This window comes from Candidatus Caldatribacterium sp., from assembly GCA_014359405.1.
GTDB classification, from domain to species: domain Bacteria; phylum Atribacterota; class Atribacteria; order Atribacterales; family Caldatribacteriaceae; genus Caldatribacterium; species Caldatribacterium oleiphilum.
Genome location: JACIZN010000122.1, coordinates 1 through 5,193, shown reverse-complemented (window position 1 = coordinate 5,193; position 5,193 = coordinate 1). Strand labels below are relative to the sequence as shown.

8 protein-coding genes are annotated in these 5,193 nt (G+C 56.5%); all 8 read right to left on the bottom strand.

The annotated features are described in order from the left end of the window. A partial coding sequence (locus H5U36_08725; protein ID MBC7218200.1) for an FAD-dependent oxidoreductase occupies nucleotides 1-192 on the bottom strand: 192 nt, incomplete at its 3' end. Next, nucleotides 176-637 (bottom strand): 4Fe-4S dicluster domain-containing protein, encoded by a 462-nt coding sequence (locus H5U36_08720; GenBank protein MBC7218199.1) that lies wholly within the window; start codon nucleotides 635-637, stop codon nucleotides 176-178. The genes H5U36_08725 and H5U36_08720, both read right to left, overlap by 17 nt. Then, on the bottom strand, nucleotides 630-1,556 hold the full coding sequence (locus H5U36_08715) for a methylenetetrahydrofolate reductase (protein MBC7218198.1): 927 nt from the start codon (nucleotides 1,554-1,556) through the stop codon (nucleotides 630-632). The genes H5U36_08720 and H5U36_08715 overlap by 8 nt, the downstream gene beginning before the upstream one ends. Next, nucleotides 1,553-2,203 carry a methylenetetrahydrofolate reductase C-terminal domain-containing protein gene (locus H5U36_08710; GenBank protein ID MBC7218197.1) on the bottom strand — a complete coding sequence of 217 codons (651 nt, stop codon included), beginning with the start codon at nucleotides 2,201-2,203 and terminating at the stop codon, nucleotides 1,553-1,555. The genes H5U36_08715 and H5U36_08710 overlap by 4 nt, the downstream gene beginning before the upstream one ends. Then, nucleotides 2,200-2,547 carry a hydrogenase iron-sulfur subunit gene (locus H5U36_08705; GenBank protein ID MBC7218196.1) on the bottom strand — a complete coding sequence of 116 codons (348 nt, stop codon included), beginning with the start codon at nucleotides 2,545-2,547 and terminating at the stop codon, nucleotides 2,200-2,202. The genes H5U36_08710 and H5U36_08705 overlap by 4 nt, the downstream gene beginning before the upstream one ends. After that, entirely contained in the window at nucleotides 2,522-3,862 is a 1,341-nt protein-coding gene (locus tag H5U36_08700; protein MBC7218195.1) for a 4Fe-4S binding protein, read from the bottom strand. The genes H5U36_08705 and H5U36_08700 overlap by 26 nt, the downstream gene beginning before the upstream one ends. A 1-nt stretch (nucleotide 3,863) precedes the next feature. Beyond that, nucleotides 3,864-4,844 carry an FAD-dependent oxidoreductase gene (locus H5U36_08695; protein ID MBC7218194.1) on the bottom strand — a complete coding sequence of 327 codons (981 nt, stop codon included), beginning with the start codon at nucleotides 4,842-4,844 and terminating at the stop codon, nucleotides 3,864-3,866. Beyond that, the coding region (locus H5U36_08690) for a formate--tetrahydrofolate ligase (protein ID MBC7218193.1) at nucleotides 4,844-5,193 on the bottom strand (350 nt) is incomplete at its 5' end. The genes H5U36_08695 and H5U36_08690, both read right to left, overlap by 1 nt.

Below are 5,193 nucleotides of genomic sequence, written 5' to 3'. Positions count from 1 at the left end.
GAGGATGCACATGGCGCAGTCATTTGTGGGAAAGGTCTTGTCAAGGCGGGCCATGAGGCCCCCAATGCTCGCGGACTTCTCCACAAGGTACACCTGGAACCCTGCCTCCGCAAGGTCAAGGGCAGCCTGGATACCCCCAATGCCCCCACCAACCACAAGAACTGACCCGAGAGGCTCACCGTTCCTTTGCATCCCTCTCTCCCCCCAAATAGCTCCTCCAGAGACCCTCATACGCCGGGAAAGAGAAAGCCCGTTTCTCCCAGAGGAGAGCAATGAAGTCGCGACGCAACTTCTGGGTTCGGGAATCGAGGTCCTCGATGATTGCCTTCCATTCTGGGGGAACACAGCCTCTCTCAACAGCCATCTCCCGGAGAACCTGGAGGACATTGGCAAACTCCACTCCCTGGGGACAGTGGGCTACGCACCGGAAACAGGCTGCGCACATCCAGATGGCCCGGGACTCAAGGACACTTCGGTCCCCCAAGAGAACCTGGTGGATGATCCGGCGAGGACTGAAGTCCTCTTCGACTTCCGCCACCGGGCAGGTTGCCGTGCACACTCCACAGGAGAAACAGAGGAAAAGCCCCTCCCCTCCCGGACGATGGGCCACCTCGTACCGAAAAGATGCATCACGCACCTGCGCCACCTCCTATCCCCGGGCGTGGGAAAAGACCAGAGGCTTTGACGATATCCGGCACAACGCTCTCCCAGGCCACCGCCATAATGTGGACTCCCCGCACCCCTTCGATTTTCCGAAGGGCTTCAATGGTCTCCACCGCGATTCGCACTCCCTCTTCCTTCGGATCCCGGGCTTTCCGCATCCGCTCCTCAACCCACGAAGGAACGACCATCCCCGGGACTTCTTCTTTCATGTACCGGAGGGCCTGAAGCGACTTGAGGGGAATAACCCCCGCAAGGATGTGAACTTTTTCGTGGAGCTTCAGGCGGCGAACTTCTTCCATCCATCGGGAGAACATCTCAAGGTCGAAAACCGCCTGGGTCTGAATGAACTGCGCCCCTGCTTCAACCTTCTTGGCTAAACGGAAGACCCGGAACTCCAAGGGGTCAGCAAAGGGATTTTCTCCGGCCCCAAGAAATGCTCGAACCTCCCCCTTCACCTTCTCACCGTTTGCAAAAACACCCTCGTCCCGAATCCTCCGAAAGATTGCAAGAAGCTGCACCGAGTCAACATCAAAGACACTCCGTGCCTCAGGGTGGTTGCCGAGACTCTGGTGGTCCCCGGTGAGGCAGAGGAAGTTCTCGATTCCCAGGGCACAGGCTCCAAGGAAATCGCTCTGCAGGGCAATGCGGTTCCTGTCCCGGCAGGTAAGTTGCATCACCGGTTCAAGACCCACCTCACGCACCATGAGGCAACTTGCAAAACTCGAGAGCCGCACAATAGCGGTTTGGTTATCGGTAATGTTAACTGCATCCACAAAACCCCGAAGCTGTGCACACTTTTTCTTTATGCTTTCCCGGTCCGTCCCCTTTGGGGGACCGACTTCGGCAGTCACCACAAAAGCCCCACGAGCAAGGAGTTCCCGCAGCACACTCAATGCCTGACATCCTCCCGAACGATTTTCCGCTGTGCCCCAAAGCGAGAGAACGACCAGTCCTTGGGGGGCTGGATGGCAAAAAGCTCCTCAAGCCTTCCGAGGGACTTCATCCGGTCGTAAATGAGTTGCCACGCACAGTCCCGCTCGGGGCGAACTTCACATTTTCCGTTCTTTGACCCTCCACAGGGACCGTTGAGGAGGTTTTTGGCGCAGCGGGCCACAGGGCAGATATTCCCGAAACGGTGCACAATGCACTCCCCACATCCGATGCAACGCTCCTCCCACACCCCCTGGGTGACAGGAGCCCCCATGAAGCTCGTATTGAGGCCCGGGAAAACAGGAGTTTTGGGGAAAACCTCACTCAGAGTCTGCACCCCCACCCCACAGGCAAGGGAGAGCACCACCGGAAACTCAGAAATCTTTTCTCGAAGAGGGAGGAGGAATTCCCGCTCGCATTGCCGCTCCACCGAAGAAGCCTCCGCCGAGAAACCCTTGAGCCGAAGGATGGCCGCAAGTTCCCGAGCTTCCTTTTCCCCTCCTGCAAGGCACACTGTAACACAGGCTCCACACCCGAGAACAAGGACTTTTTCATAGGGGGAGAGAAGGTCAAGAATTTCTCTTAAGGGTTTGCGCTCTCCGACAATCACGAGAAGACCCTCGCTTTGAGCTCCCCAAGGCGCTTGAGATTGGCAAAGACACAGAGTACTCTCTTTGGCACCTCAGCCTCTTCAAGGAGCCGAGAAATCCGCTCCACCCTCTTTTCCGCCAGAGTGCTCCCCCAGTCGTTGCGGCAGCTTGAAGGGGGGCATCCCACAAGAAGGAGCACATCGTACCGGGCAAGGAGCTCCAGAATCCTCTCCTCATCGACCATCCCAAGGCAGGGTACCGGAAAGATATCGGTAATCCGATTCCAGATTTCCGGCTCTTTCCTTCCCAGGGCGCAGAGAGCCGGAAATCCACTCCGTTCACAGCCCACAATTCCCAAGGACACGACCCACCACCTCGAACGTGATGGCCTTTGCCGGACAGAGTCCTGCACATATGCCACATCGGGCGCACAGAGCCTCGTTCACCGCCACGCAACGCTTCAGGTTTCCCCGAAGCTCCACCGCCCCAAAAGGACAGCTCCGAAGGCAGGTCAAACAAAGCGCACACCGTTCCTCATCGACCGTAATGCGCCTCTCTTCCTCTATCCTTCCGGCAAGGTACTGGGCAACTGAAGCTACAAGGTCCTCCGCTTTCCCTTTGGCCACGAAAACTCCGGGGATATTTGTCACAAAGGGAAGGGCGTTTGGATTTTCGGGAATTGTAAGAGAAACCCCCCGGTCACTCACAAGTACATCCGAAAAAGGCGGAAGGAGAAAGGTCTTTCGCGCTATCGGGACGAGCCAGTGGGCTTCGAAACGCACCGGGAAGGCGTCCTTCTCAGGAAGGTACTCGACAACAATTCGGCGCATGTCCGGGCTTGGGGAAAGGACAACCCGCGAGAGGGAGAGTTTCTCAAAAAGCACTCCGGCTTCCCGGGCTCTCCGAAAGGCCTCCTCAAACCCCTCATGGGCCACAAAGATATCCTCTGCAAGCACCACAACCTGGGCTCCCTGAGGAGGCAAAAGGGCAAGGGAAAAAATCCTCTCCCAGTCCTCCGGATACGGATGGGGCGAAGGGACAAGGAGAACAATGCATGTCTTCCGAAGAGGAGAAAGCCCAAGGACACCGAAAAGGCGCCCTAAGGAAATCACTCTTCTTGTCTCAAGAACTTCCTGAGGAAGGGGGCAAGGAGCTTCCTCCCTCAAAGAAGGGACAAGGACACAGGCACCAACCCGGACGTTCTGGGGTAAAGCGACGAAATCCATCCCGTCCCGGAGAAGGAAAAAGGAAGAGAGAGAAATCCCAGGGATTCCCGACCTTGCAAAGGCCTCTCGGAGTGCCTCATTTCCCTCAGGGTAGAAGAGAACCTTGCGGGTTGGCGTAACCCGCCGAGCGACCACCGGGGTTTTCGGGAGCGAAAGAGCACGGAGGAAGTTCCGCCAGAGCACCCGAGCCTTTTCTTCGGGAAGCACCTCGACCTCCTCGTAGGGGAAAACGGCAATCGAAAGGGGGTTAACCCCAAGACGCCAGGCAATTTCTGCAACCTCATCCTCCGTCCAGAGAGAATTTCCCAAAACCACAAGGGAGGCAGAAGGAGGAAAAGCCACAACCTCCCCTAAAGATGCAACCTCGTACGGAAGAGCACACCTTTCAAGTTCCTCAAAAATCCACGGAGCAACTTCTTGACCCTCGGGGTGGAGGACAAAGATTCGAACCACGTCACCCTCCGAGAAACTCCTCAATGGTTCCTGCGAGAGACCATGCCTCGCAGAGAGTGCTCATGATATCTTTTGGCCCTGCCGCGGTTCCACAGACAAAAACACCTTCTCTCAAGGTTCTTCCCCCGTCCTCCGCAATGAATCCCCCTTCTCTCTGGGGAAGACCGAAAATTCTTGCCATTTTCTCCGTTCCCGAAGAGGGTACAAGGCCTACCGAAAGTACCACAGCATCGTACCGACGTTTCGTCCTTCTTCCCCCTTCCTCTACCGAAACGGTCACCCCTTCCTCGTCTTCTAAAAGAGCCGAGGGCAAAGAACGGATGAGAGAGACCGTACGGGCTATGGCACGGAGATCCTCTTCTCCATCTCCGAGAATTTGAAGGTCCATGTAGTAGAAGTCAAAGGATGCCTCGGGGAAACGGAAACGAAGGTTTTCGGCAAGCCGCAGGGCATACCGACAGCACACTCTCGAGCAGTACCCTCGACTCTCCTTCGCATTTCGAGAGCCCACACACTGCACAAAGGCAAAGGAACGGAAAGCGGAAAGTTCCCCCAGGGTACCCTCTCGGAGCTTTTGCTCGAGTTCAAACCCGGTAAAGATTCTCCTTTTTCTCCCCCAGAGGTACTGAGGAAGTTTCTCCACCGGGAAAGGTACTGCTCCGGTTGCAAGAACAACCGAGGAAGCTGCGATTTCCCTCTGGTTCGTGGTGACTCGGAAGACCCCGTTCTCCCAGGTTGCAGAGTGAATGGACTCCCCAGTAGCCCCTGAAAGCCAGAAAGATGCTTTCCGCAGGATTTCTACTGCCCGGCACACACCGCATCGCAGGCATCGGTCAGTTGCCTTGCAGGAGAGCTCCCCGGCTAAGCCCCCAAAGGATTCCTTTTCCTCGAGGACAAATACCTTGTACTTCCCCTCAAGGCAGGAGGCCACCGCAAGCCCGGCTATGCCCCCACCAACCACAAGGATGTCGCAGCGCTCCATCAGAAAAGCCCCACAATCCGTCCTTCCTCGTCAATATCAACTCTATTCCCCGCCGGCTCTGAAGGCAATCCAGGCATGGTGCGAATCTCCCCACAGAGGGGATAGAGGAACCCTGCACCTATGGCCGGACGGATATCCTTCACCGGGAGCTTGAACCCCCGGGGTCGTCCTTTGAGCTTTGGGTCGTGGGAAAGGGAAAGGTGAGTCTTGGCCATGCAGATGGGGAGATTACCCCATCCAAGCTCTGTGAAACGCTTGATCTTCTCCTCCACCCCTCCCTCGTACACCACTCCATCGGCCCCGTACACCTTTGTGGCGATGATTTCGATTTTCTCCTTTATGGGGATAT

Coding starts and splice junctions, on each gene's coding strand:
- H5U36_08695 (MBC7218194.1), bottom strand. CDS start 4,844: ATGGAGCGCTGCGACATCCTTGTGGTTGGTGGGGGCATAGCCGGGCTT.